Origin of the sequence: Actinomadura rugatobispora, from assembly GCF_042656285.1 — a bacterium.
GTDB classification, from domain to species: Bacteria; Actinomycetota; Actinomycetes; order Streptosporangiales; family Streptosporangiaceae; genus Spirillospora; species Spirillospora rugatobispora.
In genome coordinates this window covers 1-23068 of sequence record NZ_JBHSON010000147.1, presented here as the reverse complement: position 1 = coordinate 23068, position 23068 = coordinate 1, and the positions used below count along the sequence as shown (strand labels likewise).

At 71.8% G+C, this 23068-nt stretch carries 18 protein-coding genes, 5 tRNA genes and 1 pseudogene; 13 read left to right on the top strand and 11 right to left on the bottom strand.

Annotated features, from left to right (window positions below):
• The first annotated feature begins 37 nt into the window (after positions 1 to 37).
• Positions 38 to 889, top strand: coding sequence for a dihydropteroate synthase (folP, locus tag ACFPZN_RS52725; protein ID WP_378292309.1), 852 nt, complete (start codon positions 38 to 40; stop codon positions 887 to 889).
• Positions 890 to 921: 32 nt separating this feature from the next.
• Here folP and ACFPZN_RS52720 read toward each other — a convergent pair whose 3' ends face one another.
• Complete coding sequence (locus ACFPZN_RS52720) at positions 922 to 1479, bottom strand: CGNR zinc finger domain-containing protein (protein WP_378292307.1); 558 nt, start codon at positions 1477 to 1479, stop codon at positions 922 to 924.
• Positions 1480 to 1625: 146 nt separating this feature from the next.
• On the bottom strand, positions 1626 to 2198 hold the full coding sequence (locus tag ACFPZN_RS52715; protein WP_378292305.1) for a hypothetical protein: 573 nt from the start codon (positions 2196 to 2198) through the stop codon (positions 1626 to 1628).
• A 494-nt stretch (positions 2199 to 2692) separates the two neighbouring features.
• Here ACFPZN_RS52715 and ACFPZN_RS52710 point away from each other — a divergent pair.
• From ACFPZN_RS52710 to ACFPZN_RS52700, 3 genes are all read left to right on the top strand, one after another.
• Positions 2693 to 2763 (top strand) — tRNA-Trp (locus ACFPZN_RS52710).
• A gap of 14 nt (positions 2764 to 2777) precedes the next feature.
• Positions 2778 to 2848 (top strand) — tRNA-Ala (locus tag ACFPZN_RS52705).
• A gap of 81 nt (positions 2849 to 2929) precedes the next feature.
• Positions 2930 to 3001 (top strand) — tRNA-Gly (locus tag ACFPZN_RS52700).
• Between the two features lie 181 nt (positions 3002 to 3182).
• Here the strand turns inward: ACFPZN_RS52700 and ACFPZN_RS52695 are convergent.
• Positions 3183 to 4502 carry a pyridoxal phosphate-dependent aminotransferase gene (locus ACFPZN_RS52695; protein WP_378292303.1) on the bottom strand — a complete coding sequence of 440 codons (1320 nt, stop codon included), beginning with the start codon at positions 4500 to 4502 and terminating at the stop codon, positions 3183 to 3185.
• 161 nt (positions 4503 to 4663) lie between these two features.
• Here ACFPZN_RS52695 and ACFPZN_RS52690 point away from each other — a divergent pair, with 161 nt between their 5' ends.
• The 6 genes from ACFPZN_RS52690 (at position 4664) to ACFPZN_RS52665 (ending at position 12780) form a co-directional block, all read left to right on the top strand.
• Entirely contained in the window at positions 4664 to 5590 is a 927-nt protein-coding gene (locus tag ACFPZN_RS52690; protein WP_378292301.1) for a LysR family transcriptional regulator, read from the top strand.
• A gap of 525 nt (positions 5591 to 6115) precedes the next feature.
• The gene (locus tag ACFPZN_RS52685) at positions 6116 to 6808 is read left to right on the top strand and encodes a VC0807 family protein (RefSeq protein ID WP_378292299.1); all 693 of its coding nucleotides are present in this window, start codon (positions 6116 to 6118) and stop codon (positions 6806 to 6808) included.
• A gap of 147 nt (positions 6809 to 6955) precedes the next feature.
• Entirely contained in the window at positions 6956 to 8104 is a 1149-nt protein-coding gene (locus ACFPZN_RS52680) for a L,D-transpeptidase (protein ID WP_378292297.1), read from the top strand.
• Between the two features lie 99 nt (positions 8105 to 8203).
• A complete protein-coding gene (locus tag ACFPZN_RS52675; protein ID WP_378292295.1) occupies positions 8204 to 9814 on the top strand; it encodes a protein kinase domain-containing protein in 1611 nt (536 codons plus the stop codon).
• Positions 9815 to 9986: 172 nt separating this feature from the next.
• Positions 9987 to 11168 carry a L,D-transpeptidase gene (locus tag ACFPZN_RS52670; RefSeq protein WP_378292293.1) on the top strand — a complete coding sequence of 394 codons (1182 nt, stop codon included), beginning with the start codon at positions 9987 to 9989 and terminating at the stop codon, positions 11166 to 11168.
• A gap of 136 nt (positions 11169 to 11304) precedes the next feature.
• A complete protein-coding gene (locus ACFPZN_RS52665) occupies positions 11305 to 12780 on the top strand; it encodes a glycosyltransferase family 4 protein (protein ID WP_378292291.1) in 1476 nt (491 codons plus the stop codon).
• Between the two features lie 5 nt (positions 12781 to 12785).
• On the opposite strand, the gene ACFPZN_RS52660 is transcribed toward ACFPZN_RS52665, so the two are convergent.
• Positions 12786 to 13163 carry a hypothetical protein gene (locus ACFPZN_RS52660; protein WP_378292289.1) on the bottom strand — a complete coding sequence of 126 codons (378 nt, stop codon included), beginning with the start codon at positions 13161 to 13163 and terminating at the stop codon, positions 12786 to 12788.
• Between the two features lie 130 nt (positions 13164 to 13293).
• Positions 13294 to 13866: a flavin reductase family protein gene (locus ACFPZN_RS52655; RefSeq protein ID WP_378292287.1), complete on the bottom strand. Its 573-nt coding sequence runs from the start codon at positions 13864 to 13866 to the stop codon at positions 13294 to 13296.
• A 151-nt stretch (positions 13867 to 14017) separates the two neighbouring features.
• Between ACFPZN_RS52655 and ACFPZN_RS52650 the strand changes: the two genes are divergently transcribed.
• Positions 14018 to 14803 carry an SDR family oxidoreductase gene (locus ACFPZN_RS52650; protein WP_378292285.1) on the top strand — a complete coding sequence of 262 codons (786 nt, stop codon included), beginning with the start codon at positions 14018 to 14020 and terminating at the stop codon, positions 14801 to 14803.
• Here ACFPZN_RS52650 and ACFPZN_RS52645 read toward each other — a convergent pair.
• A complete protein-coding gene (locus ACFPZN_RS52645) occupies positions 14797 to 15492 on the bottom strand; it encodes a ferritin-like domain-containing protein (RefSeq protein WP_378292283.1) in 696 nt (231 codons plus the stop codon). The two genes, ACFPZN_RS52650 and ACFPZN_RS52645, sit on opposite strands and share 7 nt — an antisense overlap.
• A 233-nt stretch (positions 15493 to 15725) precedes the next feature.
• Between ACFPZN_RS52645 and ACFPZN_RS52640 the strand changes: the two genes are divergently transcribed.
• Both ACFPZN_RS52640 and ACFPZN_RS52635 read left to right on the top strand, forming a co-directional pair.
• Positions 15726 to 15797, top strand: a tRNA-Glu gene (locus ACFPZN_RS52640).
• Between the two features lies 1 nt (position 15798).
• Positions 15799 to 15870: transfer RNA gene (locus ACFPZN_RS52635), tRNA-Glu, on the top strand.
• A 494-nt stretch (positions 15871 to 16364) separates the two neighbouring features.
• Here ACFPZN_RS52635 and ACFPZN_RS52630 read toward each other — a convergent pair.
• From ACFPZN_RS52630 to ACFPZN_RS52610, 5 genes and pseudogenes are all read right to left on the bottom strand, one after another.
• Positions 16365 to 17585, bottom strand: a complete 1221-nt coding sequence (locus tag ACFPZN_RS52630) for an IS256 family transposase (RefSeq protein WP_378292281.1) — start codon at positions 17583 to 17585, stop codon at positions 16365 to 16367.
• 17 nt (positions 17586 to 17602) lie between these two features.
• Positions 17603 to 18829, bottom strand: a complete 1227-nt coding sequence (locus ACFPZN_RS52625) for an IS110 family RNA-guided transposase (RefSeq protein WP_378292279.1) — start codon at positions 18827 to 18829, stop codon at positions 17603 to 17605.
• Between the two features lie 827 nt (positions 18830 to 19656).
• Positions 19657 to 20394 carry a DUF4386 domain-containing protein gene (locus ACFPZN_RS52620; protein WP_378292277.1) on the bottom strand — a complete coding sequence of 246 codons (738 nt, stop codon included), beginning with the start codon at positions 20392 to 20394 and terminating at the stop codon, positions 19657 to 19659.
• Between the two features lie 785 nt (positions 20395 to 21179).
• On the bottom strand, positions 21180 to 21914 hold the full coding sequence (locus ACFPZN_RS52615; RefSeq protein ID WP_378292275.1) for an enoyl-CoA hydratase-related protein: 735 nt from the start codon (positions 21912 to 21914) through the stop codon (positions 21180 to 21182).
• A pseudogene (locus ACFPZN_RS52610) lies at positions 21914 to 22645 on the bottom strand (SDR family NAD(P)-dependent oxidoreductase); the annotation flags it as partial. The pseudogene ACFPZN_RS52610 and the gene ACFPZN_RS52615, both read right to left, overlap by 1 nt.
• Positions 22646 to 23068 lie beyond the last annotated feature (423 nt).

Below are 23068 nucleotides of genomic sequence, written 5' to 3'. Positions count from 1 at the left end.
GCGCCGAGCCGCCCCGATGTGCCACGGTGTGATCATCATGACTGTCCCCGAGGTGCCGCTGCGGCTGGGCGGCCGGGAGCTGGGCCGGTACGCGATCATGGCCGTGGTCAACCGGACCCCCGACTCCTTCTTCGACCGCGGCGCCACCTACGGCTTCGACGCGGCGCTGGACGCCGTCGGGCGCGCCGCCCGCGAGGGCGCCGACATCGTCGACATCGGCGGGGTGAAGGCCGGGCCGGGCGACGACGTCGACGTGTCCGAGGAGCTGCGCCGGGTGGTCGACCTGGTCGCCGCCGTGCGCGAGCGGCATCCCGGGCTCATCGTCAGCGTGGACACCTGGCGGGCCGAGGTGGGGGAGGCGGTCGCCGCCGCCGGCGCCCACCTGCTCAACGACACCTGGGGCGGGCCGGATCCGCGGCTGGCCGAGGTCGCCGCCGCGCACGGCATCGGGCTGGTCTGCGCGCACGCGGGCGGCCTGGACCCGCGCACCCGCCCGCACCGGATCGGGTACGAGGACGTGATGGCGGACGTGCTCGGGCACGTGGTGGCCGAGGCCGAACGGGCGGTGGCGCTGGGCGTGCCGCGCGCGTCGGTCCTCATCGACCCCGCGCACGACTTCGGCAAGAACACCCGGCACTCGCTGGAGATCACCCGGCGGCTGGGGGAGATGACCGCCGCCGGCTGGCCGGTCCTGGTCGCGGTGTCCAACAAGGACTTCATCGGGGAGACCCTCGGGCAGCCGGTCGAGAAGCGCGGGGTCGGCACGATGGCCGTGCTCGGCGTCTCGGCGTGGCTGGGGGCCCGGGTGTTCCGCGTCCACGACGTCGCCGGCGCCCGCCGCGCACTGGACGCCGTCACCGCCCTCGGCCCTGCCGCCACCGGCCCCTGAACGCCCAGGGGGCATCGGTCAGGGGGCGCCGGTCAGTGGGCGGCCTCGCGCTGGCGGGCGCGGTAGGCGGCGACGTGCATGCGGTTGCCGCAGGTGCGGCTGTCGCAGTAGCGGCGGCAGCGGTTGCGGGACAGGTCCACCAGGACGCGCGAGCAGTCGGGCGCCTCGCACGTGCGCAGCCGGTCCAGCTCGCCCGCGGACACCACGTACGCCAGCGCCATCCCGCAGTCGGCCGCCAGGTGCTCGAACAGCGGCGCGCCCGGGGCGAAGAAGTGCACGTGCCAGTCGTAGTCGTCGTGGTCGGTGAGGTGCGGGGTGGTCCGGACCGCCCCGACGATCTCGTTGATCAGCCGGACCGCGCTGATCACGTCGGGCGCGTCGAACACGGCGCGGAACCGGTCCCGCTGCTGGCGGAACTCGGCCACGTCCCGCCCGGTGACCTCGCCCACGTCGCTGAAGCGGTGCCGGTCGAGGAAGGCGCGCAGCTCCGCCGGGCCGGCCAGCCCCTCCGCGCCGCCGGCCGCGGGCCCGCTGTTGATCAGGTCGACGACGACGGCGAGCGCGTGCTCGGTGTCATGAGTGAAGATCACGATGACTCCAGTGTGGGAACCGGGCGGCCTGTCCCGGCGGTGCCGGGCCCGCGCGGCTGGCCTTCACTTTATGACGGCCCGCCCGCCGGCCGCCCCCGGGACGGCGCAGCGTACCGGAAACCGCGGATCCGGCCCCGTCCCAGCGGTCAGCGCGAGTAGTGGGGGTCGGCGACCACCGGGTAGTAGGCCCCCTCGTGCTGGACGCGCATCGTGACGACCTGGCCCTCGAGCGCGTAGTCGGCCTTGACCTGACGGAACATCGAGTCCGACGCCCACGGGTTGTAGAGCCGCCCCACCGTGGCGCCGTAACGCAGGTGGACGACGTCGTACCCGCCCGACGGCATGCTCTCCAGGGCCAGCCCGTCGGCCAGCGACAGCGGGAAGCGGAACTCGCCCGGCGCGTCCGCCCCGTGGATCACCGTGAGCAACCGCACGCCGCTGGCGGTGGTCTGCGCCACGATGTCGGTGTCGACGTCCACGCCCACGAACACCCGCAGGCTGGGCCGCAGCACCTGCCCGACCGTGTCGGCCGCGGTGACGTCGATCCCGATGTGGACGCGCTGGCCGTCCTTGGTGGGGACCCAGACGCCGTCGCGGGCGCGCTGTCCCCAGCTGACGTCGGGGTTCTCCAGTTCCTGGGGCTCGTTCTTGCCCCGGGCGACCAGAACCCTGGAGGCGGCGTTCATCGCCGCGGCAGCGCCGTCCTGTGCATGCCTCATGGCGGGCCCCCTCGCCTTCCAACCGTCACATCCGTGAGGACGACTTGATCCGGGTCTATCACGGGGACGCGCGGCCGTACGCCTCTTGGCCTGCACTGGCTCGCTATGTGGCGTCCACCCCGTGCGACGTTGGACCTTACACCACGCTTATATCGAACGGTCAGGCGCCATGGGCGATATGGACCTGTCCCCGGGTGCTCACGGAGCGTGTCCGCCAGGACCAAGCGGTCTCCGCGGGACGGTCCCGGCAGGGCGGCCACCGCTCCGTCCGGCGCCCGCGCCCGCGAACGGGGGAGCCGGCGCGGACCCGGTGGCACCGGTCGAAGGCGGTCGGTCCGCGGCCGCGGCCGCACGTCCCGGCGCGCGGCCGCGCCGGCGGACGGGCGGCTCGGCGCCGCCCGCCGCCCGCGGCGCGAAAAACACATTGCGCCCGATCAAGAACCGCCGCATCCTTATGTACATCGAACGGAACGAAAGGCAAAAGAAAGAACGATGGGGTGAGCCACCGGTTAGGCGGCTGGTCTCCAAAACCAGCGAAAAGTGGGTTCGACTCCCACCGCCCCTGCTGAATGATCTGCCGGGCTTGTGGTGTAACGGGAACACTTCTGTCTTGCACACAGACGATCAGGGTTCGATTCCCTGCGAGTCCACGGGCCGGACCCCGCGGTCGGCCGCCCTCGCCAGGCGGCGGCCGCGGGGCCGGTGAAAACGCCCGGCATTCGCCGGGACGCGCCGTAGAAGCCTTTCCGGTGAGGCACCAGACTTCCAATCTGGAGAATCGGGTTCGAATCCCGGCTACGGCTCCGCGACGGCCCGCCCTCCCCGGCGGGCCCCGCCCCGGAGGGTTGGCCGAACGGTAAGGCAGCAGTTTCGAAAACTGTCGTTGAGGCCCGCCCCCCGCCGGGGGCCGCCGGGCGGCCCCGGGGGGAGGCGGTCCGGCGGGCGCCGTTCCGTCCGTGCCGGCGGCCGTGCCGGGCCGGCCCGTCAGCCCGCCAGGGCGGGCGCGAGGGCGTGGCCGGAAGCGGTCTTGAGGTCGGCGAGCACCTCCGAGAGCCGGTCCAGCCCGGCGGCGATCCAGGGCAGCGCGGCCGGGGCGGGGTCGGTGAGGGCGGCCAGGCGCTGCTCGTCGGTGTCCCCGTACAGCAGGCTGGTGGCCACCCGCATCCGCAGTGCCTCGGCGGGCTCCCCGAACGCCGAGGCGGGCAGCACGCCCACTCCGTACCGTTCCAAAAGCAGCCCGCACAGCTCCGCGCCGGTGCGCACGCCGCACGCCTCGCGCAGCCGCTCCCGGAACGGGCCGAAGTCCGGGTAGACGTAGAAGGCCGCCTCGGGGGCCCGCACCCGCGCCCCCGCCTCGGCGAACCGGTCCGCCACGGCGCCGGTCACCGCCGCGTGCAGGCGGCGGCTGCGGTCGATGTGCTCGACCAGTTCGGGCGGCTCGCCGAAGGCGAAGGCCGCGGCGTGCTGCATCGGCGCGGGCGCGCTGGACCACAGCTCGCTGGCGATGCCCAGCAGCCTCTCCCGCAACTCCCGCCCGAACCGGGCGTCCGGCAGCCTCGCCACCCCGAGCCGCCACCCGCCCGCCGCGAGGTTCTTGCTCAGCGCGGTCGTCACCACGGTCCGCTCCGGCGCGTACTCGGCCGGGCTCGCCACCGCCCGCGCCGCGGGATCGTGCACCAGGTCCCGGTAGATCTCGTCAGAGATGATCACAAGGTCGTGCTCGCGGGCCACCGCGCACAGCCGCCGCACGGTCTGCTCGGAGGCCAGCGTGCCCGTGGGGTTGTCGGGCAGCGTCACCACCACCGCCCGGATCGCCCGGCCCGCCGCCCGCGCGCGCACCACGGCGTCGGCCAGCAGCGCCGGGTTGGGCACGCCGCCCTCGCCCGGCGGCGTCGCCACCGGGACCGCCCCGGCGCGGGTGATGGCCGCCTGCGCCGCGTACGAGACCCAGCTGGGCGACGGGATGGCGATCTCACCCCCGATGGCCGTCATCAGCGCGAACAGCAGCGGCTTGCTGCCGGGACCGGACACCACCAGGTCGGGGTCGGTGGGCAGCCCCCGCCGCTCCCAGTACCCGGCCGCGGCGGCCCGCAGCGGCGCCGAGCCCGCGACCGGGCCGTAGGCGCCGCGGCCCGCGGCGCCCGCCAGCTCGCGGGTCAGGGCGGGGTGGATGGGGACGCCGGCCTCGCCGAAGCCGAGGGCGAGGACGGGCAGTCCCTCGCGTCTCTTCCGCGCGATCGCTTCGTTGATGGCGAGCGTGGGGGACAGCGGGACCGGCCGGGCGGACGGGTTCAAGACAGGCATCGCAGTACTCCAGGGCATGACGAAATAGGCGTTGCGGGGTGGGAGAGGGGATGGCGAGGCGAATCCCCGTAAAACGACCCGGCCGGGTTCACCCTTCATGCTGCCCAGGGCCGAGCATCATCACAAGCGAGTCTCACCGATGCTGACCGTAAGATGGGATGATGCTAGAGCTGCGTCGGCTGCGCCTGCTGGCCGAGTTCGCCCGCCGCGGGAGCATCGCGGCCACCGCCTCCTCCCTCGGTTACACCCCGTCCGCGGTGTCCCAGCAGCTCGCCGCCCTCGAACGCGAGGCCCGGGTCGCCCTGCTCGACCGCACCGCCCGCAGCGCCGAGCTGACCGACGCCGGGCGGCGCCTGGCCCAGCGCGCCGAGGAGATCCTGGGCCTGGTCGAGGCCGCGGAGACCGAGCTGTCCTCGCAGGCCGACGCCCCCATGGGCCGGGTCGTGGTCACCGCCTTCCCCACCGCCGCCGTCGCCTTCGCCCCCGCCCTGGCCCACAGCCTGCGCGACCATCCCGACATGACGTTCGTGCTGCGCCAGACCACGCCCGGCGACGGGATCCGCCAGGTGCAGAGCGGGGAGGTCGACATCGCCCTGGTCGACGACTGGTCCGGCAAGCTCCCCGACCAGTCGCCCGCCGCGCTGAAGTTCTTCCACCTGCGCCGCGACCCCCTGGTGCTGGCCGTCCCCGCGTCCCACCCCATGTCCGACCCCCACCAGCAGGTGGACCTGCAGAAGCTGCGGGAGGAGCCGTGGATGGCGGCGCCGACGGGCGAGCCGTCCCGGCAGGCGGTGGAGAAGCTCCTGGACACCGTGGGCGGCGCCCGGCCCGTCCCCTGGGAGTTCGAGGGGCTGCACACCATCCTGAGCCTGGTGGCCAGGGGCATCGGCATCACCGCGATCCCGGCGCTGGCGCTGGCGGCCGGCGACCAGGGCGTGGCGGTACGGCGCATCCCGGACTGCGTCCTGGCCCGCGAGGTGTACGCGGTGACCCGCGCGGCGAGCGTGCGCAGGCCCTCGGTGACGGTCACGCTGCGCGCGATCTACGCGGCGGCCAGGGAGGTCCAGCCCGCCCCGCCCGAAGACTGACCTGTGTTTCAAAGCCCCGGCCTACGGCGCTCGCCTGGCGGCTGTGTTTCTAAGTCCCGGCCTACGGCGCTCGCCTGGCGGCTCGCCCCTAACCGGGCCTGTGGCGAGCGCGGCATCGCTTCGCGATCTGGCCGGTGACGCTCGCCTCCGGCGTCGCACCACCGCCCAGGTAACGCGCTCGCGCGGTACCTGACCACCAAAAACCAAGAGGGGCCGGCGCGGCAAGGAACGTGCGGCCCTTCCCCCCTTTCGGACGAACTCAGCCGTCAGCCCAGCTCCGAACGGTCGCTCGGGCGTGCGATCGCGTCCGAAGGCAGGTTCGAGCGGAGCGAGAACCTGATCGCGGAGCGAGCCGCCAGGCGAGTTCGGAGCGATGCAGCGATCGCCGCATGCGCGACAAGCGACGAGCCGCCAGGCGAGGAGCGCAGCTCGCGCATGCAATGAATAAGTGCGGCAGCGCCTCGATCTTCACGTACCGTGGAGCGAGTCGCCGCCACAGCCGCCTCCCCGGGAGCCCCGCCGCAGATGGACCGCACGCCCCAGCACGGATTCGAGCTGCCGCGGCTCACCTGCATGCTCCGGCACGCGCTGCCCCGCTTCGTCGAGGGCGTGATCGCCCCGGTCGCGGTCTTCTATGCCGCGCTCGTGCTGCTGGGCCTGAACGGCGCCCTGGTCGCCGCCGTCTCCTGGGTCTACGGCGGGATCGCCTGGCGCTACTGGCGCGGCCACGGGGTCCCGGCGATGCTCCTGCTGGCCGGGCTGGGCGTCACCGTACGGGCCGTCCTGGCCGCCATCACCGGCAGCCCCGTCGTGTACTTCCTCCAGCCCACCCTTGGCACGCTCCTGGTGAGCATGGCGTTCCTGGCCTCGGTCCCGCTGCGGCGCCCCCTGGCCCAGAAGGTGGCCACCGACATGGTCCCGATGCCCGAGGCGTTCCTGAAGCACGCCCGCGTCCGCCAGTTCTTCCTGCGCATCTCCCTGCTGTGGTCGCTGGTCTTCTTCACCAACGCCCTCTTCAGCCTCTGGATGCTGTTCCACGAGTCGATCGGCACCTACCTCTGGGTGCGGACCAGCGTGGTGGCCCTGCTGGGCGCCGCCGCGGCGGCCGTGTCGGTGTTCGGCTTCCGGCGCTGCCTGCAGCACGTGAACGGCGAGGCGGGCGCCGGGCCGGGCGCCGAGACCGCGCTGGCACCCGAGCCCCGCGCCGCCGCGGCCTGACCGCGTTCGCGATCTTTCTGGAATTGGTCCCCCGGATCGGCAACTTCTCCGGCGCACCAGGCGTCTCACAAGGTCGGATAGATACGTACAACACGGGGTTAACCAGGGGCAGTGGGAGTATTCGTGGGACTTAAAGGTCGTTTCGGCATGGTCGTGACCGGGGGCGCCGGAGCGGTCCTCGTCCTGGCCGCGGCCGGCTGCGGCGGCGGGAGCGAGCAGGGCGAACTGGCCTCGGAGAAGTCCGGCGCGGTGACCATCACGCCGGGGAACGGGACGGCGTCCGTCAAGCCCGACGGCCCCATCGAGGTACGGGTCGCCGACGGCACGCTGGAGAACGTCACCGTCCAGGGCCAGGGCGTCACCGTCACCGGGAAGATGGCCGGGGACAAGAAGAGCTGGAAGTCGGACCGCACGCTGTCCCTGGGGACCTCGTACACCGTCACCGCCCAGGCCCGCAACGACGGCAAGACCAACACCGCGACCAGCACCTTCACCACGCTCAAGCCGGAGAAGACGCTGTCGGTGCTCGACGTCACGCCCAGCCTCAAGGGCGAGAAGGTCGGCGTGGGCATGCCGATCATGGTCCGGTTCAACCGGGCGGTGACCGACAAGGCCGCGGTCGAGCGCACCTTCCAGGTCACCCCGGAGAAGCCGGTCGAGGGCGCCTGGCGCTGGATCGGGTCCGACCAGGTGATCTACCGGACCAAGACGTACTGGGAGCCGCACCAGACGGTCCGCTTCACCGCGCGGCTGGCGGGCCTGAACGCCGGGTCCGGCGTGTACGGCGCCAAGGACGTCGACCAGAGCATCACGATCGGCGCCGAGCAGATCACCAAGGGCGACATCAGCAAGCACCACATGACGGTCACCCGGGACGGCAAGAAGCTGCGCCGGGTGCCGTTCAGCGCGGGCAACGGGACCACGCGCGAGTACACCACCACCAGCGGCGTCCACCTGCTGATGGGCAAGGAGAACCCGGTCACCATGGTGTCGCCGGGCCGCAAGCCGGGCGACCCGGGCTACTACAAGACCGTGGTCAACCACGGCGTCCGGATCTCCAACAGCGGTGAGTTCACGCACGCGATGGCGTCCACGGTCGGCGTCCAGGGCAGCGCGAACGTCAGCCACGGCTGCCTCAACCTCAGCCCGGCCAACGCCAAGTGGTACTACGACATCATGCAGCGCGGCGACGTGATGGACCTGACCGGCAGCGACCGCGAGCTCGAGCCGTTCAACGGCTGGGGCTTCTGGCAGATGTCCTACGACGGCTGGAAGAAGGGCAGCGCCCTCGCCTGAGCCGCGATCCGGGCGGGCCCGTCCCGCCCATCGCCCTGGTTTGCGGGGACCGCGTCCGGTTCGGAATGCTGGACGCGGTCCGACCCCCTGGGAGCTCACATGGCCGATGGCGTCCCCTCGCTGCCCGCCAAGGCGCTGCCGCGCCGCGACGGCGATCCTGAGCGGATCGGCGACTACGAGGTGCTCGGTTTCCTCGGCGAGGGCGGGATGGGCTCGGTCTACCTCGGCCGGGGCCCGGCGGGCGCGGCGGACCTGGTGGCGGTCAAGGTCGTCCGCGCCGACCACGCCCGGCACGGGCAGTTCCGCGAGCGCTTCCGCCGCGAGGCCGCCAGCGCGCTGAAGGTCCCGCGCTTCTGCACCGCCGAGGTCCTGGACGCCGGTCCGGACGCCGAGCGGCCCTACCTGGTCACCGAGTACATCGACGGCCCCACCCTGGACGAGGCCGTGGAGGAGGGCGGGCCGCTGCGCCGCGCCGAGCTGGAGCAGCTCGGCGTCAGCATGGCCGCGGCCCTGGCCGGCATCCACGGCGCCGGGGTCGTCCACCGCGACCTGAAGCCCGGCAACGTGCTGCTGAGCCGGATGGGCCCGCGCGTGATCGACTTCGGCATCGCCAGCGCGCTGGACACCACCCACCAGCTCACCGCGACGGGCCAGATCATCGGGACGCCCGCGTACATGGCGCCCGAGCAGTTCGAGGGGGACGGGGCCACCGAGGCCAGCGACGTGTTCGCCTGGGGCTCGGTCATGGCGTACGCGGCGACCGGGCGGCGCGCGTTCGGGGCCGGGCCCTCGCAGGCGATCGCGTACCGGATCGTGCACGGCGAGCCCGACCTGGAGGGCGTCGAGGAGCCGATGCGCGGGGTGATCGCCGCGGCCCTGGCCAAGGACCCGGCGGGGCGTCCCACGGCGCGCGGGCTGCTCTCCCGGCTGGGCGTGCCGGGCGGCGACCCCGCCGCGGCCGCCGGACGGCCGGGCGTCCCCGGCGTCCCGGCCCCGCCGCCGAGCGGGCGGTCCGACCTCCCGCCGCCGATGCCGCCCCCGCCGCCCTCGATGCCGCCCTCGCGGCCGCCGTCGGGCGGCCACGCGTGGCCTGGCGCGACCGGGCCCGGCGGACGTCCTGGTCCGCGGCAGACCCAGCCGAGCATGTCCTTCGGCGGTCTGGTGAGGCCGGACGGAGAGGTCCGCTTGGGGGTCCTCGTCCGCAGGGCCGCGATCTCCGCCCTGCTGCTGGTCGCGTTCGTGGTGGCGATCGTGACCGTGCCCCGCCTGCTGGACGACGAGGGCGGCGGCGACGGCGGTTCGGGCGGGGGCTCCGGCGGCGCCTCCGGCACGGGCTCAAGCACGGGCTCAAGCACGGGGGCCGCGGGTCTCGCGGGCCGCTACACCAGCGACTACGGGGAGATGTACGTCCGGGTGGAGGGCTCGGACGTCTGGATGATCTACCGCTGGATGGGCAAGAGCCGGGTCCGCGGCGTGCTGGAGAACGGCGTCGTGAACGCCCATTACACCGAGGGCTCGGGCGCCGTTCCGACCGGGCGGGTGCGGTTCGCCGTCAACCGCTCGGGAAACGCGGTCTCCCTGGACGGCAAGTGGTCGACCTCCGGCGAGCTGACCCACGACTGGGACGGGCTCCGCGTCGACGACGCGATCCCCGCCGACATCGCCGCCGACCTGCGCGACCCGTCCCTCTTCCCGCCCCCGCCGGGGTAGCCGCGCGGTCCCCGCAACTGTTTGATCTCGGGCCCGGGTAATGTACCGGTCATCCCCTCGCCAATGGATGTTTGTCGCTAATGTCTCCCTGGTAGCGGCGGGGTTCTGGAGGTTCAGGGTGCAGCGGAGGCTTTCCGCAGGGGTCCGGGCGGGCGCGGGAGTGACGGGGGCCTTGCTGCTCCTGACGACGGCGTGCTCCGGCGGGGACGGGGGCGACGGGGTCACCGTCGGGGGCAAGGGCGAGGCCGGCAGCCCGCAGGTGACCGTCTCGCCGGGCGACGGCGAGGGCAAGGCCAGGCCCGAGAACGGTGTCACGGTGACCGCCGCCGGCGGGACGATCGAGCAGGTCGCGCTCACCCGCAAGGGGCGGCCGGTCGAGGGCGCGCTGTCGCCCGACAAGACCAGCTGGAAGTCGCGCACCCTGCGGCCCGGGACCGAGTACCAGGTCACCGCGGTCGCCAAGAGCCCGCAGGGCAAGTCCACCACCGTCACCAGCACCTTCACCACGGTGAAGGCGGCCGCCCAGCTGGGCGTCGCCGACATCACCCCGATGCAGGGGGAGAAGGTCGGCGTCGGGATGCCGATCATCGTGACGTTCAACCGGGCGGTGCAGGACAAGAAGGCCGTCGAGCGCGCCCTGCAGGTCAAGTCGACCAAGCCCGCGACCGGTGCCTGGTTCTGGCCGAGCGCGCAGCAGGTGATCTTCCGGCCCAAGAACGGCGAGTACTGGCAGCCCAACCAGCAGGTCACGTTCTCGGCCAGGCTGAGCGGCGTCAAGTCCGGCACCCGCACCTACGGCATGGCCGACGTCAACCGCCGGTTCACCATCGGCGACTCGCACATCGTCACCGCCAGCACCAAGACCAAGCGGCTGGTGGTGAAGAAGAACGGCGTGAAGATCAAGAGCTGGCCGATCAGCGCGGGCAAGGGCGGCCGGGTCGTGAACGGGGTGGACACCTTCCTCACCACCAGCGGCATCCACCTGACCATGGGCAAGGAGAACCCGGCGGTCATGACGTCGGAGTGGATGGGCGTCGACCCCAAGGACAAGAAGAACGGCGGCTACAAGGAGGTCATCCCGCACGCCGTGCGGATCTCCAACAGCGGCGAGTACGTCCACTCGATGGCCGCCACCGTCTGGGCCCAGGGCCGGCAGAACGTCAGCCACGGCTGCCTGAACTCGCCGCCCGCCGCCGCCCAGTGGTTCTACAACTTCGCCTACCGCGGCGACATCGTCGTCATCACCGGCAGCAAGCGCCGCCTGGAGTGGAACAACGGGTGGAGCTACTACGAGATGCCGTGGGAGCGGTGGGTCCAGGGCGGTGCCCTCGACCGCACCGTGAGCACCGCCTGAGCCGCGGGGCGCCGCCCGCCTGACGGGTCACCGGTTCTGACCAGGCCGCATCGGGACCGTCCTCACTTGTTGAAACCGCCCAAGTGCGGGGGAGAAGGTGAGAGACCGGGAAACCTCCCAAGAGCGGGGAGAACCGATGAGTCGGGACATAACCGGCAAGGGGGATGGTGACCCTGAGGCGGGCGGCCGGCCACCGGCGGACGATCAGCGGGGCCGCGTGCCCGTGCGGGCGCGACTCCGGGCCAAGTCCAAGACGAACGCGCACTGGGCGGCGCGGCCCGTGCACCGGACGCTGCGGCGGTCGGTGCTGGCGATCGTACGGTGCCTCCTGGCGATGCGCCGCCCGCCCCGGCCGGGCGAGCGGCTGCGCGTCCGCGTCCTGCTCCAGCATGCCAACGGGACCGGCGGGACCATCCGCACCGTCCTCAACCTCGGCGGCCATCTCGCCCGCGAGCACGACGTGGAGATCGTCAGCGTGTTCCGGCGCAGCGCCGAGCCCTTCTTCACCGTCTCGCCGCGGCTGCGGATCCGGTTCGCGGACGACCGGACCGGCCCGCCGCGGGGCCGGGTCGCCCGGCTGCCGTTCCGGCTGCTGTCCCGGCTGCCCAGCGTGATCACGCCGGTGGACGACGCCTCGTTCCGCGGCATGTCGCTCTGGTCGGACCTGCTGCTGCTCCGCGTCCTGTGCGGGCGGCAGCCCGACGTGCTGATCGGGACCAGGCCGTCGCTGAACCTGCTGGTCGCCGACCTGGCGCCGCGCGGCGTGGTGACGATCGGGCAGGACCACATGAACCTGGCCGCCTACCGTCCCGGGCTGCGCCGCGAGATCGAGCGCGCCTACCCGCGGCTGACCGCGGTGTCGGTGCTGACCGAGCGCTCCCGGGCCGACTACACCGCCGTGCTGGCGGGCGCGCCCACCCGGGTCGTGCGGATCCCCAACGCGCTGCCCGTGCTGCCCGGAGGGCCGTCCCCGCGCGAGCGCAAGGTCATCCTGGCGGCCGGCCGGCTCACCCGGCAGAAGGGCTTCGACCTGCTGGTGCGGGCGTACGAGCCGCTGGCCGCCGAGCACCCCGACTGGACGCTGCGCATCTTCGGCGCCGGCGCCCGGCGGGACCGGCTGCGCCAGATGATCGACGAGCGCGGGCTGGCGGGGCGGGTGGTGCTGCGCGGCCGCACCCCCGACCTGGCGGGAGAGATGGAGCGCGCCTCGGTGTACGTGCTGTCGTCCCGGTTCGAGGGCATGCCGATGGTGATCATCGAGGCGATGAGCAAGGGCCTGCCCGTGGTGGCCTTCGACTGCCCGACCGGTCCCGGCGAGATGATCCAGAACGGCGGCGACGGCCTGCTGGTGCCCGAGGGCGACGTGGCCGGGCTCACCGCCGCGCTGCGCACGGTGATCGAGGACCCGGCGCTGCGGGAGCGGCTCGGCGAGCGGGCGCTGGCCTCGTCCGGTGCGTACCACCTCGACCGGATCGGCCCGCAATGGTCGCGGCTGCTCCGCGAGCTGAGCCCGGGGCCCGCGCCCGAAGCGCTGCCCGCGCGCCGCCGCCGGACGGTGACCGCGGTCGCCCTCATCGGGCTGGCGCTGGGCCTCCTGGGCTCGGACGCCTGACCCGGTCAGCCCGCGCCCGGGGTGGCGCTGCGCAGCAGCTTCGCGCACGCCTTCAGCGCGTTCTGCGCCTTGACCGCGTCCTGCTCAGGCTGCCCGGTCTGGCTCTGCCCCGCGTCCGGCACATAGACACCGTGCTTGCGCATGCACTCCGCGAAGGCGTTGTAGACCTTCGTCGGCGGGTTGCTGGGAGACGCACCGTTCCCGGAATCGCTCTTGGGGACGGGGCTGGGAGGCGTCCGGCCGCCGGTGGAGCCGGGCGTGCTCACCACTGGGGGCGAGGACCCTTCACCGGCCTCGCCGCCGCCACCTCCACACCCGACGACGGTCAGCGCGATCGCGGGGACCAGCGCCGCCAGGGCGAGGCGGCCGGGGGACGCAGACATGATCTTCCTCGTTTCCTGGGGGACGGCACGGACCGATATCGTGCGTGCCCGCGCGCCGCCCGGGATACTAAGGAGCCGCCGATTTCGGCCGTCCCGAGTTAGCAGTGAGCCGCGATCCCCAGGCGGCGCCTCACCCCCAGTGGTCGCCCCACGCCCACAGATCCGCCGCGGGAACGGCCGGGGGCTCCCGCCGGTCGACCCCGAAACCGCTCCGGAAGAAGATCAGCGGCCGGGCGTCACTCGGCGTCTCCAACTCCCGCACCAGCCCGATCACCACGTCATGGTCGCCGGCGGCGTGCACGTCCCGGATGTCGGCGTGCACCCGCGCCAGCACGCCGCGCAGCGCCGGCGCGCCCCAGCGGGAACGGTCCCACTCCAGGCCCTCGAACTTCGCGCCCTTGCTGGACCCGAACCGCAGGCAGACCTCCTCCTGGTCCTCGCCGAGCACGTTCACGCAGAACCTGCCCGCCGCCCGGATCCGCGGCCAGGTGCGCCCGCCGCGGTCGGCGCAGAACAGCACCAGCGGCGGCTCCAGCGACACCGACGCGAACGACTGGCAGGCGAAGCCCACCGGCTCCCCGCCGTCCAGCGCGGTGATCACGGTGACGCCGGTGGCGAACGCCCCCAGCGCGCGCCGCAGCTCGTCGGGGGTCGGCGGGGGCGGATCGCGCAGATCCGACGGGGGCCGGGGCTCGGCCGTCATGGTTCACCTCGGAGCTCGGGTCGCGGACATGGCCGGACGGCCACGGCCGTTCGCACACGAACCTAGAACGCCGGGGCACCCCTGCGCACGTCCGGGGTGCCGCCCGCGATCAAGCCTTGTAGGGTCGTCGTGATCAACCGGGAGGTGCGACATGACCGGCGGTGCACGCACGATCGCCGTGAGCGGCGCCGCGTCCGGCATCGGACGGGCCCTCGCCGACCTGCTGCGCGAGCGCGGCGACCGGGTGATCGGCGTCGACCGCGACCAGAGCGACGTCCGCGCCGACCTGTCGGTCCCCGAAGGCCGCGAAGAGGCCGTACGGGGCGTCCTGGATATCTGCGGCGGCGTCCTCGACGGCGTCGTCGCCTGCGCCGGCATCTCCGACCCCGAACCGCTGACGATCCGGGTCAACTTCTTCGGCGTGACCGGGCTCCTGGAGGGGCTGCGCCCGGCGCTGGCCGCCGCGCCCGCACCCCGCGCGGCCGTGGTCGGCTCCATCTCCGGCACCCAGCCCGTCGACCGCGCCGTCGTCGCCGCGTGCCTGGAGGCAGGCGAGGAGGAGGCACTGCGCCTGGCGCGCGAGGCCGTCGCCCGCGACCGGGGCGGGCGGCTCTACCCCTCGTCCAAGTCGGCGCTGGCCCGCTGGCTGCGCGCCGCGGCGGTCACCCCGGACTGGGCCGGGGCCGGCATCCCCCTCAACGCGATCGCGCCCGGCGTCGTGCGCACCCCGATGACCGCCCCGCTGTTCGAGGACGAGACCATGCGCAAGATCATGGACCAGGCGGTCCCGATGCCGCTGAACGGCCACGCCGGCCCGGAGGTCGTCGCCGAGGCGCTGCACTGGCTCATCAGCCCCGGCAACTCCCACATGACCGGCCAGGTCGTCTACCTGGACGGTGGCGCCGAGGCCATGCGCCGTGGCCCCGACGTCTACTGAATCATCCCCGCCGCGGTACCGGCCTCGGCCATCACCTCGCGCACGAACCGGACCCGCCCCCGGCCCAGCCGCCGCAGCGTCCGCCCGTGATCGGCGACGATCACCAGGGCACCGCCGGCGACCGCCGCCCGCCAGGCCAGGAGCACCCCGGCCCGCACCGGCCCCGGAACCCCCGCCAGCCCCTGCCGCATCCGGCGGCAGTGGAACGGCACGTGCCGCCGCTCGTCGGCCAGCAGCCGCCCCGCCACCTCCTTGGTGAGCGGATCGCGCGTCCCCTCGTGCAGGGCCCGGTAGAACCCCGTCGCGATCACCTCGGCCACCATCAGCACCATCAGCTCCAGCCGAAGACCCATCGCGCGCCGCGCCCACACGAAGATCGCATCGCTCCAGTGCGTCCCGATCGTCCCGGCCCCGGCGGCGGCCAGCAACCGCTCCAGCATCCGCGCGTGGTTCTGCTCCTCGGCGATGAAGAGCCGCAACGCCGCGGTGTACTCGGCGTCGCCGGCCCGCTCGGCCTTGCCGATCAGGAACGCGCCGTCCCCGTCCTCACCGACCTGGAAGCGCTGGAGGCTGCGCACCACGCACGGCTCCAGCCGCGCGCCCCGTCCCCACTCCGGGTCGCCCGCCACCGCACGGGCGCGCACCTCCTCCTCGAAGCCCCGCAGCCACCCCGTGAACTCGGTTCGCATCGATCCTCCACACCTGGTCGCCGTCCAGCCCAACCCAACCGACCCGATGTGGCCCTTTCGGCGGCGAAATGAGGAGGTCCTGAAAATGTGTTGCCCGCACGCGCCAGATCCGGCATCGTGATGGGCATGACGGAAGAGCGCGAACCCCCCGCCACGGGAGCCGGTTGAACGGGTGACCCCCTCACCCCTCGCCGCCTTCCGGGCTCCCGGAACAGCGGCTCTTTCTTTTTCCAGGCGCGTTCGTCCAGTGGTCAGGACACCACGTTCTCAGCGTGGGGACACGAGTTCGATTCTCGTACGCGCTACGGCCGGGTCGACTAACGGCAGGTCCCCTCACTTTCAATGAGGAAGGCGCGGGTTCGAACCCCGTCCCGGCTACAAGAACCCCCAGCTCAGACCCCGAATTAAAGATCACCTTAACGATCTCAAGATCGTTTGCCATCACGATGTCATCAGGATTCTCCGCCACCGGATGACACCGCCCAGCACCCTGCGATCCCCGGGATGCCCGCACCTCGACAGGGGAACTGCTCGACCAGACCCCGGTCGCAAGAAGGGGGCGTCTGCGTGGTGACCAACGGCTCTGGCCTGCTCTGGACGGGTTCATCTCACTGAGGCGCCCCGAAACGCAAGCACGGGTCTCGACCATCTTGTGCGGGCTGGCTGCCGGCCCGGCGCCGAGCCGTAGGGTCGTGCGGCACCCCATCGACATCCCACCGGGCCGTGGTGAACGGCTGCAGGCAGCGGCGGGCCCGCAGTCGTACTTCCCGGCGCTGCCACCTGTGCGAACGCATCATCCAAAAGCAGCCTGCAACGGTCACGTCCAGCGGAGTGGTGTACGAGCGGCCTCCGCGTGTTCCTGTTTCTGCAGGTTAAGCTGTGAGTTCTCGCTGGTCGATCTTGGGGTCGGGTGTGGTGCCCTCGATAACCCGCAGTCGGGCTTTGGTCAGGAATTCCAGGCCCATGTAGCGGCGGGCCTCGGTCCATTCGTCGGTCTGTTCCATCAACACCGCGCCGACCAGGCGGATGATGGCCGGGCGGTCGGGGAAGATCCCGACGACGTCGGTGCGGCGGCGGATCTCCTTGTTCAACCGCTCCTGCGGGTTGTTGGACCAGATCTGCCGCCACAACTGCCGGGGGAACGCCGCGAACGCCAGCAGATCGTCGCGGGCCTGGTCCAGATGCTCGGCCGCGTCCGGGTGCTTGGCCGCCAGCGAGTCGACCACCCGGGCGTGCTGGGCCGCCACCTCTTCAGCGGCGGGCTGGTCGAAGATGGTGCGCACCAGCGTCGCCACCCAGGGCTGCGCGCTCTTGGGGACCTTGGCGAGCAGGTTGCGCAGGTAGTGGGTCCGGCAGCGCTGCCAGACCGCGCCCGGCAGAGTCGCGGCGATCGCCTCGACCAAGCCGCGGTGGGCGTCGGAGACCACCAGCTGGACCCCGGACAGGCCGCGGGCGACCAGTCCCCGGAGGAAGGCCAGCCAGCCGGCGCCGTCCTCGGCCGAGGTCACCTCGACCCCGAGGATCTCGCGGTGCCCGTCGGCGTTGACCCCGGTGGCGATCAGGACGTGGACGTTGACGGTGCGGCCGCCCTCGCGGACCTTCTGGGTCAGGGCGTCCACCCACACGAACGCGTACGGTCCCGCCTCCAGCGGGCGGTTGCGGAACGCGGCGACCTGGGCGTCCAGCACCTTGGACATCTCGCTGACCTGGCTCTTGGAGATGTTCTTGATGCCCATCTGCTCGACCAGCCTGTCCACCCGCCGGGTGGACACGCCCAGCAGATACGAGGTCGCCACCACGCTGATCAGGGCCTGCTCGGCCCGGCGGCGCCGCTCCAGCAGCCACTCGGGAAAGTAGGTTCCCGACCGCAGCTTGGGAATCTGCAGGTCGATCGTCCCGGCCCGGGTGTCCCAGCCCCGTTCCCGATACCCGTTTCGGCGGTTGACGCGTTCGCCGCTGCGCTCGCCATAGCCGGCGCCGCACATCGCGTCAGCCTCGGCCGACATGAGCGCCTCGGCCATCGTCTTGACCATCGACCGCAACACATCGGGCTCACACGCCCCGATCTGCTCGGCCAACCACCCGGCAGACATCCGATCTTCCTAAGGTGTCAAGCGGCGGCTGCCAGTCGGGTGCGGAAGGCGTTTGCTTCGTCATAGAGCCGGCCGGTCTGCAGGCAGTGGTACAGGCAGCCGAGCATGCGGTTGAAGGTGTTGCGGAGCGCGCTGGAATGCCGGTCCCCGGCGGCTCTCCGGTGGTCATAGTGAGCGCGCGGGCCGGGCGCCCGGAGTGAGGCGAACGCCCAGACATGACCAGCAGCGGCCAGGCGTTGGTTCTTCACCTTGCGGTGGTGGACCACCATGCTGCGTCCAGAGGCGCGGGTGATGGGAGCTGATCCGGCATAGGCCTTGAGTGCGCGGGCATCGGCGAACCGGGCCCGGTCGTCGCCGACTTCGGCCAGCACGCGGGCACCGGTAAGGTCGGCCAGGCCGGGGAAACTGACGATGATCGCGGCGTCGGGATGCTGGTGAAATGCCTGGCTGGTGGCTTCGGCGAGGTCGTCGGCGGCCTGGCAGGCGGCGTCCAGCTGCAGCAGCAGGGCCCGGGCCTGCTGGCCGAGCGCGGCCTCGATCATGGGGAGCTGATGCAGATGCTCCTGACGCAGGACGGCTTGGAGTTCTTCGGCACGCCTGTCCAAGTTGCGTTGGCGGCCGGCGCGGCGCAGCGCCGCCCGCAACTGGGTCTTGGTGAGCTTGGCGGCCCCGGTGGGGGTCGGGGCCGCGGTGAGGACGGCGCGGGCTTCGCAGGAGGTCAGCCCGACATTCTTGACCTGGAATGCATGGAGCGCGGCGGGGAAGAACTCGCGCAGCAGTGAACGGAGCTGGTTGGCCAGCTGCTGGCGGTTCCAGACCGCGTCCTGCTGAGCGCGGGCCAGCACTGCGATGGACTGCACGAGTTCGGAATCCTCCGGCAGCGGCCGGTGATGGGCGGCGTCGACGCGCAGAATGTTCGCCAGCGTGAACGCGTCGGCGTGGTCGCTCTTGGACCGGGCGACGGTGTGACGCTCGCGATAGCGGGCGACGGCGAGCGGGTTGATCGCATAGACCCGGCGGCCGGTGGCGCGCAGGCAGGAGACCAGCAGGCCGCGGCTGGTCTCGATGGCGACCGGGATCTGCTCGTTGGCCTGGTCGCCGTGTTCGGCGAGCAGATCGGCCAGGGCCTGCCAGCCCGCGACGTCATCGCTGATGCGGCGGCGCGCGAGGAGTTGGCCGTCGGCGTCCACCAGAGCGACATCGTGGTGCCTCTCCGCCCAGTCGATTCCGCATGTCACCTTCAACTACCGTGCTCCTTCCGGGGGTTGGTGCAGCTCAGAGCCGCGCAGGGGCACGCCACGCCCTAATGAGAGAGCTCGACGGCTCGACATCCGATCAGCAGTTCGTGGCCCCAGCCCGCCACAGGGTCCGCGCTCTTCGGTGAGGACTCAAGGCCCCGGTCAACGGAGCGGTGTTCCCTGTGGTCGGCTCAGAACACGATCCTGCCGAGGTCATTGATGCGGTGGGTGGTGATCGAGAGGCGCCGGGCCGCGCTGCCTATGGGGAGGACTTCATGTCCAGGGACACCCGAGGCGTCTCCCGGCACCCTTCGATCACCACCCACCCATCGCTCATCCCGATCGCGCACTGCCTGCGAGGAAGAGGTCAAGCCTCGGGGTCCACATAGGCATCGATCGAGAATGAGCTACAGGGACCGAAGCCCCTCGGGAGTCATTAGGAAGAGGTCAAGCCTCGGGGTCCACATAGGCATCGATCGAGAATGAGCTACAGGGACCGAAGCCCCTCGGGAGTCATTAGGGTCCACACTGTTGTCCACGGCCATCGCGTGCTCTTCTCCTTCGGTTCTTGGTCGATTCGAAGGATCACGCGGTGGCCGCCTCACGTCACGACGCCATGCCCTTTGACCTGGTCAAACTCGTACACCACCTCCGCGGACGCAACCCCTGCAACCCGGCCGCGTCCAGGTGCTCTGGCCTGGCCACCTCTTCCGCCTCAACACACCTGAAGCCTCGCAGCGGTGGCCGTCTTGCTTACCCAGACTCCCCAAGATCTCGATCTGCGCCCGGAATACAAAGCCCGAGAGCCACAGGACTCCGGATGATGCGACCCGTCACGCTGTGGTCTTGGGGGCCGTTTCTGTGATGAGGGGGGCGGGGCGGAAGCCCTTGGTGAGGAGCCAGATGCCCAGTGATGCTTCCCAGACGATTTCTGGTGCCGTGAACAGGAAGTTCATCGGGGACTGCTGCTCGTAGGCGCCGAACAGGACAGCGGTCGCGGTGGCGCAGGCGATGGGGCCTCCGATGAGCCCGATGAGCGCCATGGGGCGTGGCACCAGGCCCGACCGGTACATCAGGTAGCCCAGCAGCAGCCCGTTGCCGAAGCCCGCGCAGAAGGCGGGGCCGAGCAGGAACGTCTGATCCTTCAACGCCACCAGTGCCTGGCCGATCAGAGCGGCATTGGCGCCGCCCCCGCCCGAGAGGTCCTGCCGCAACGTCACGACGGCGAGCACACTGATGACCCCCATCACGATGACGGTCGACTCGAGGACTCGCAAGGCGATGTAACCGAGGGCGATGCTCTCGCTCTGCCGCTTCAGGATCGGAAACAGCACGACCGCGGTGGCGATGTTCGCGACGGCGGTCAGAATCTCAAGGAGGGCGCCAAGCCGCACCTGCGTGTCCGCGCCCGCTCCCAGGATGTAGTTCGCGTCATTGAGGACCGGGTCGTACAGCAACGCCGCGGGGATCGAGAAGACGAAGGTGAGGATGAACCAGACACCGGCGATCCTGGCGGTCCGCTGAACGACGTCCACCGAGGTTTCCGGAGTCCGAGATTGGATCGGGTTCACCTGACTCTCCAAGGCTTGGATCGGCCCCCGCCTGATTGTCGGGACAGTCGTAGAGAATCATGCCGAACGGGCGCTGTCCCCACCCGCTGGTGGCCGGTTCAAGCCGCGCCTCAGTCGTGGGGAGGATGGTAGGTGGTCGTCTGGCCTCTCCCGCCATGTTGTTCGATGCTGGTCTTGGAGTTCTGGCACGGTGTGTCCGCCGGCCGCCAAGGCGCCGAGCGTCTCGTTCGCAAGGCGGTCCACCAATTCTCGGGTGGCGTCATTGCTCAACTGGGCGGGCGCTTTCAGTGTCACAGCACGTCCGGCGCGACGGCGGTGGAGTTGCGACGCACCAGGCCGCGCACCGCTGGCCGCTGGCTCGGTCAGCGACCGCCGCCTCTTGCGGGACGGTCGGCCAGCCCGAGCTCGGCCATCCGCGCCGCAACCGTGTTGACCGACACCTTCCGGCCCGCCTTTCGTAGGTGCTCGGCTGTGTGGAGCATGCGGTCCACTCGGCCTTCCGCGCGGCTTCGGCCAGGTTGTGCGCCTGCCGCCTTTCGGAGTCCGGGGCCGTGGAAGGGGCCGGCTGGACGGTACGGTCGGCGCACGCGACCTTGAGCGAGGCGGGTGGTTCAGGTCGCCGACGGAGAGGCGACGTCCCGGCTTGGCTCCGGGAGTATGGAGCAGGGCCGAGATGGCCAAGCCGGCATGCCGTAGGGCGCGTGGCGACCGCTCCGCCCTGCATGCCCGTGCCCGTTCTTCCTGTCCCGACGGTTCTGCGTGATGGCGTGCGACCGCCCGCCTCTTCACACTGACCAGTTGAGGCGCTGGTTCTCGCGCCAGCGCCGGAGCTCGGCCTCCTCGAAGGCCAGGGCGTCGTCGAGGGACCTGTCGGCGTTCTCGTCGTAGAGCTTCCGGACGATCGCGACGAGCTCCTGCCTGGCCGTGGCGATGTTGCCGGCGATCGTTCGGGCTCTCGTCACGAGCTCCTCCGCATCGACGAGCTCGCTCAGCAGGCCGGCGCGAAGGGCGGCCTGCGCGTCGAGCCGGACGCCGCCGAGGCTCATGGCCTTGGCCGTGCGGGTTCCGACGGCACGGCTCAGCCGGGCGGTCATCCCGCCGCCGGGGAACGCGCCGATCTTCACATGGGTGTCGGCGAACATCGCCTGCGGGCCGCCGATCAGGAAGTCGCAGCCGAGGGCCAGTTCGAGGCCGCCCGCGACGGCCGGGCCGTTGACCGCTCCGACGAGCGGCTTGGACAGCCTGCCGAAGCGGCGGATGAGCGCACCGACCGTGCGCCGGTCGGCATCGGCGGCGGCGAAGACCTTCAGGTCCAGCCCGGCACAGAACGCGCGGCCGGAACCGGTGATCACCGCGACCCGCGCCGCGTCGTCCTCCTCGAACCGGCTCAGCGCCTCGTCGAGAGCGGTGACCAGGTCGGGCGACAGGGCATTGCGCGCGTCGGGCCTGTTGAGGGTCAGGGTCAGGACGCCGTCGGTCAGTTCGGTCACCAGGACCCGGGAGGAGGTCGTCTCGTGCATCAGAAGATCCCGTATCCGCCGTCGAGGCGCAGGCAGTCGCCGGTGTGGAACGAGGAGGCGGGGCTCGCGAGGTAGATCGCGACGCCCGCCCAGTCCTCAGGCGTGCCCCAGCGCCTGAGGGGGATCCGCGCCATCACCTTCTCGGCGACCGCGGGGTTGTCCAGCCAGCCGTCGAGGACGGGCGAGCGGGTCCAGCCCGGCAGGACCGCGTTGGCCCGGATCCGGTACTTGCCGAATTCCACGGCCAGTGAGCGCGACAGCGCCAGCAGTCCGGCCTTCGCAGCGGCGTAGGCCTGTTCGCGTGGAGCTCCGAAGAGCGCGGCCACGCTCGAGGTCAGCACGATGCTGCCGCCGTTGCCGAGCTCGACCATGGTGCGCGCGGCCTCGCGCGTGGTGAGGTAGGCGCCGTCCAGGTCGACCCGCATCAGGTCGCGCCATTGCTGGAGCGTCGAGTCGAGGTAGCGCGGGTTGGTCATCGAATTGGCCAAGGCCGCGTTGGCGAAGCAGGAGTCCAGCCGGGAGAACTCCTCGACCGTCCTGGCGAAGCCGGCGACGACGGCGTCTTCGTCGGCGATGTCGATCTCGTAGGCGGCGACCCGGTGGCCGTGCGCGGCGAGGCGCTCGGCCGCGGACTCGTTCTTGCCGGGATTCCTGCCCCAGATGCAGACGTCGGCTCCGGCGCGGGCCAGCCCTTCGGCCATGCCGAGACCCACGCCGGAGTTCCCACCGGTGACGAGCGCGACATGGCCGGTGAGATCGAGGGGGGTGCGGTGTGGTCACGATGTGCTTCCTTGGTGAGAAGTCGCGACCTCGCAGCTCGGCCCACGTGCGCCTCGGCCGCACCGCGCGGGCGGCGGCCGAGTGGTCGAGGTGCCTCCGGCCCCGGCGGCGCGCTGCCGTGCCTGCGGGCCTCACAGGTCGACTCATGGTCCGAGAAATAGTAATCTAATTTGACTGATTTGCAAGTCTGGTGCGGTGGAGTGCGTCCGGCGCCGGCCCAGCGGTGATTCTGGTCTCGGGGCGATCGTCATCGCCCGTACCTCAGGAGGACGGAACTGTGCAGTACGCGATCACGTTGATCGTCGGGCTCGTCGGTGTAGCGGTGGCGCTAGCGCTGGCGGGCCGGCGGGTGAGGTTCCTGTGGGATCTGTTCA

Coding starts and splice junctions, on each gene's coding strand:
- folP (WP_378292309.1), top strand. CDS start 38: ATGACTGTCCCCGAGGTGCCGCTGCGGCTGGGCGGCCGGGAGCTGGGC.
- ACFPZN_RS52715 (WP_378292305.1), bottom strand. CDS start 2,198: ATGAGGCATGCACAGGACGGCGCTGCCGCGGCGATGAACGCCGCCTCC.
- ACFPZN_RS52695 (WP_378292303.1), bottom strand. CDS start 4,502: ATGCCTGTCTTGAACCCGTCCGCCCGGCCGGTCCCGCTGTCCCCCACG.
- ACFPZN_RS52690 (WP_378292301.1), top strand. CDS start 4,664: ATGCTAGAGCTGCGTCGGCTGCGCCTGCTGGCCGAGTTCGCCCGCCGC.
- ACFPZN_RS52685 (WP_378292299.1), top strand. CDS start 6,116: ATGGACCGCACGCCCCAGCACGGATTCGAGCTGCCGCGGCTCACCTGC.
- ACFPZN_RS52680 (WP_378292297.1), top strand. CDS start 6,956: ATGGTCGTGACCGGGGGCGCCGGAGCGGTCCTCGTCCTGGCCGCGGCC.
- ACFPZN_RS52675 (WP_378292295.1), top strand. CDS start 8,204: ATGGCCGATGGCGTCCCCTCGCTGCCCGCCAAGGCGCTGCCGCGCCGC.
- ACFPZN_RS52665 (WP_378292291.1), top strand. CDS start 11,305: ATGAGTCGGGACATAACCGGCAAGGGGGATGGTGACCCTGAGGCGGGC.
- ACFPZN_RS52660 (WP_378292289.1), bottom strand. CDS start 13,163: ATGTCTGCGTCCCCCGGCCGCCTCGCCCTGGCGGCGCTGGTCCCCGCG.
- ACFPZN_RS52655 (WP_378292287.1), bottom strand. CDS start 13,866: ATGACGGCCGAGCCCCGGCCCCCGTCGGATCTGCGCGATCCGCCCCCG.
- ACFPZN_RS52650 (WP_378292285.1), top strand. CDS start 14,018: ATGACCGGCGGTGCACGCACGATCGCCGTGAGCGGCGCCGCGTCCGGC.
- ACFPZN_RS52645 (WP_378292283.1), bottom strand. CDS start 15,492: ATGCGAACCGAGTTCACGGGGTGGCTGCGGGGCTTCGAGGAGGAGGTG.
- ACFPZN_RS52630 (WP_378292281.1), bottom strand. CDS start 17,585: ATGTCTGCCGGGTGGTTGGCCGAGCAGATCGGGGCGTGTGAGCCCGAT.
- ACFPZN_RS52615 (WP_378292275.1), bottom strand. CDS start 21,914: ATGCACGAGACGACCTCCTCCCGGGTCCTGGTGACCGAACTGACCGAC.